At 68.8% G+C, this 3,927-nt stretch carries 3 protein-coding genes; 1 reads left to right on the top strand and 2 read right to left on the bottom strand.

Features of this window, described 5'->3' with window-relative positions:
- Nucleotides 1-89: 89 nt before the first annotated feature.
- Nucleotides 90-1,919, bottom strand: a complete 1,830-nt coding sequence (locus tag ACYP5B_RS44920; RefSeq protein ID WP_459573889.1) for a gamma-glutamyltransferase family protein — start codon at nt 1,917-1,919, stop codon at nt 90-92.
- A gap of 172 nt (nt 1,920-2,091) precedes the next feature.
- The gene (locus ACYP5B_RS44915; RefSeq protein ID WP_459573888.1) at nt 2,092-2,868 is read right to left on the bottom strand and encodes a hypothetical protein; all 777 of its coding nucleotides are present in this window, start codon (nt 2,866-2,868) and stop codon (nt 2,092-2,094) included.
- Between the two features lie 181 nt (nt 2,869-3,049).
- On the opposite strand from ACYP5B_RS44915, the gene ACYP5B_RS44910 reads away from it, so the two are divergent.
- Nucleotides 3,050-3,927: LysR family transcriptional regulator (locus ACYP5B_RS44910; RefSeq protein ID WP_459573887.1), on the top strand; the 878-nt coding region annotated here is incomplete at its 3' end.

The following is a 3,927-nucleotide window of genomic DNA, read 5'->3' as shown; positions in this document are numbered from 1 at the left end:
TCCCCTCTCCCGCAAGCGGGAGAGGGGAGCAAACCAGCGGCGGTTCTCAAGGGCCTCTATGCTGGCAACGTCCCTAACGCCTCAACGCCTCAACGCCCCACCGCATACCCCTGCATGCCGCGCGCATTAGCCCCGGCACGCAGCACCAGCCGTCCCTGCGCATCGCGCTCGCGCGTGCAGGCGGACATCCGTCCCTCCGACCACGGCTCGCCCACCTTGACCTCATGCCCGCGCGCGCGCAGCGCCGCGATGGTTTCCTCGGGCAGCCGGGACTCCACGCTGAGCCGGTTGAGCACCACCGAGCGCGGCCAGAACGAGCCGGGGAAATGGTCAATATGCCAGGCCGGCGCATCGATGGCCTCCTGCAGGTTCATGCCGTGCACAGCGTGGCGCAGGAAGAAGGCAACGGACCATTGGTCCTGCTGGTCGCCGCCGGGCGTGCCGAAGACCATGTAGGGCTCGCCGTCGCGCAGCGCAAGCGAGGGCGACAGCGTGGTGCACGGGCGCTTGCCCGGCGCGAGCGTGTTGGGCAGCCCAGGCTCCAGCCAGGTCATCTGCAAGCGGGTATTGAGTGCGAAGCCCAACTCGGGTATCACCGGGCTGGACGACAGCCAGCCGCCCGATGGCGTGGCCGCGACCATGTTGCCGTCGCGGTCGATCACGTCGATGTGGCAGGTATCGCCGACAAAGATCTCGCGTTCGGCCCATTCCGCCACCGGTGGCATGGCCGCAAAGGTGGGCTCGCCCACGCCGAAGCGCACGTCGGCGTGGCGCAGCGTGCGCTGGGCCGCGCCGAGGTCAGGCAAGCGGGGCGCGCGGCCATCGACCGTGCCCGGCTGGATGTCGAGCGAGGCGCGTTCGCCGATCTGGCGCGCGCGCGCGGCGAGGTAGGCAGGATCGAGCAGGCCGGCCAGCGGCACGTCGCCAAAGCTGGGGTCGCCGTACCACGCCAGGCGGTCGGCCATGGCCAGCTTGGCCGCCTCGGCAATGCGGTGCACGAACTCGGGCGAGGTGGGCGCGTGGGTGGCGAGATCGGCGTGGCGCAGCATGCCGAGTTGCTGCAGGAACGCCGGGCCCTGGCTCCAGATGCCGCACTTGGCCACCGTATAGCGGCCAAAATCCAGCGTGGCCGGCGCTTCCACGGTGGGCGCCCAGTGCGCCATGTCCTCATGGCGCAGCAGGCCTTTGTGGCGCTCGCCGGTGGTGTCGCGCACCGCCTGGGTGCGGCAGAAGCTGTCGATCTCCTTGGCGACGAAGCCGCGGTACCAGCAATCCAGCGCGGCGTCGATCTGTTGCTCGCGGGTGCCGCCGGCGGCTTCGGCCGTCTCGACGATGCGCGCATAGGTGCGGGCCACGCCAGGCACCGCATGCAGGCCGCCAGGGCGCGGCACGCGGCCGTCCGGCAGCCAGACGTCGGCCGAACTGTGCCATTCGTTCAGGAACAGTTCGCGCACCGCCAGGATGGCTTGCGAGATGCGCGGCACCAGCGGGAAGCCGTCGCGCGCATAGCCGATGGCGGGGGCCAGCACATCGGCCAGCGTCCAGGTGCCGTAGTCGCGCAGCATGGTCAGCCAGGCGCCGAAGGCACCGGGCACGGTGGCGGGCAGCAGGCCGATGCCGGGCACCAGGTCCAGCCCCATGGCGCGCATCGCGCCCGGGTCGGCCAGCGCGGGCGCCGGGCCTTGCCCGCAGATGGAGCGCACCGCGCGTTCGCGCTCGCTCCACAGCAGGATGGGCACCTCGCCGCCCGGGCCGTTCAGGTGCGGCTCCACCACCTGCAGTACAAAGCCGCCGGCCACCGCCGCGTCGAACGCGTTGCCACCGCGCTCCAGCACGCTCATGGCGGTTTGCGAGGCCAGCCAGTGGGTGGACGAGGCCACGCCAAAGGTACCGACGATTTCCGGGCGGGTGGTGAACATTGAAGCTCCGTGGCGGATCGGGCAGGGTGGCGGAGTACGGAAGTGCGCAACGCAAGCCGATTGAGGTTTGGTGCCTTGGAGTATAAGGTTCCCGGATAACCGTTTGCAGTCAATTAATTATCATTGCATAACGGATTGGTTATGCATAACGCGGGCCACGGCTACGCTCGGACTAGCCCGACGCCAACGCGAAGAGCAGAAGCAGGACATTCACAACAATCAACGCGTACAACACCAGCAGGGGCGCCGGTGCGGTCCGGTACTGCTCAACCACTTTGCGCAAGCGCCCGTCCCGTCCCCGTTTCAGCAGGTAGGCCAGGCTCATGCCGAACGCGCCAAACCAGGCCAGGTTGCCCAGCGCGCCCCTGGGGCCGGAAGCCTTCTTGCCAGCGAGAGGCGCCGCCGCGGCGACAGTCGGCGCCGCGCGCAACGATGTGTCCGTCGCGGTGGCGAGCATGGTCGGTTGCGGGTTGCGTTGCGCGGCGACCGGCTGCGTTGGCGCCTGCGGATTCGGTTTGGGTGGCATCGGCCTTGCCGCTTCGGCGCGTCGTGGGTTGTCGTGCGCCGCTAGCGTCTCGGGCTGCTTGCTAGAGCGATTGGCGTTCCAGGCGGACTTGCGCCGCGCTTCGTACTGCGGCCATTGCGCGAAGACGCCGTCAAGACAGCGCACGGAGCCGCAAGCGTCCCGCTTCTTGCGCCAGGCCAGGATATCCGCCTGGCGAATGGCGCCGGAGCGCAGCAGCCGTTGCTGATCGGCGTAGATGCGCTCATAGCTAATGGAGAGAAGGGTGTAGTCGCAGATGAGCCTCGCTGCGTGGGGGCGCTTCTGCGCTTGCGTCGGGCTCGCGTGGTGTGTCGTTTTGCAGACAATATCGGACGCCTCCGCGCCACGGATGACAAACAGACTCAATGCGAGGAGGACGGCCAAGTGGCCTGTGACCCTGTTCATCGTGTCTTCTCATAGAAGTGACGATTTCGGCGCTGAGGACCGGGCGGGAACCACCAGACATTGTGCTACAACGTCACGACCGCAGTCCGCGCGCTAACGCACTTACGCTGGCGGAGCCGGTGACTCAAAAGTGCCCTAGTAGAATCAAAGGCTTGCAACGCGCCCAGGTCCAGGACTTTCATTGCCGTCCCCAGTCGACAAACTTCAGCACAACCTCATCTCGCGCCTGCGCCTGAAGCACTTGGCGCTGCTACTGGCACTTGACCGCCAGCGCTCGGTCTCGCGCGTGGCGGCCGAGATGAACCTGACCCAGCCCGCCGTGACCAAGGCGCTGCGGGAGATCGAGGAGATCTTCATGGTGCCGCTGTTCGTGCGCTCGCGCCGGGGGCTGGAGCCCACCGGCACCGGCGCGGCGGTATTGGCGCATGCGCGGCTGGCGATGGCGGATACGGAGGCGCTGGGGCGGGAGCTGGCGGTGATCGGCGCCGGGCTGCACGGGCGGCTGCGCATCGGCGTGATTCCGTATGTGGCGCCGGTGGTGCTGGACGCGGCCTGCTCGCACGGCCTGCGGCAGCAGCCGCGCGTGGCGGTGCTGGTGCGCGAGGGCACCACGGATGAACTGGTGGCGGCGCTGCGCGCGCACGAGCTCGATTGCGTGATCGCACGGTCCTTCTACGCGCCGGGCGACGACATCGCGCAGACGCCGCTGTACCGCGAAGAGCCGGCGCTGGTGGTGCCTAACGCCGCCGCTGCGCGGCTGGGGCGCGGCAAGCTGGACTGGCAGCGCCTGGCCGCGCTGGACTGGATCCTGCCGCCCGCGCACACACCGATCCGGCGCACCATCAACACGCTGTTCGCCACCGCCGGCGCGGTGCCGCCGACGCCAATGGTGGAAACCTATTCGATCAAGACCATCGCCACGCTGATGCGCAACCAGCCACGCGCCATCACCATCGTGCCGCGCGCGGTGGCGGCAGAACTTGCGGCCACCGGCAGCGCGGCTGTGTTGCCGCATACGCTGACTTGGGACTTGCCGGCAGTGGGCGCGATGTGGCTGCG

Source organism: Cupriavidus sp. 8B, assembly GCF_054589115.1.
This window is presented reverse-complemented; position numbering and strand designations above follow the sequence as displayed.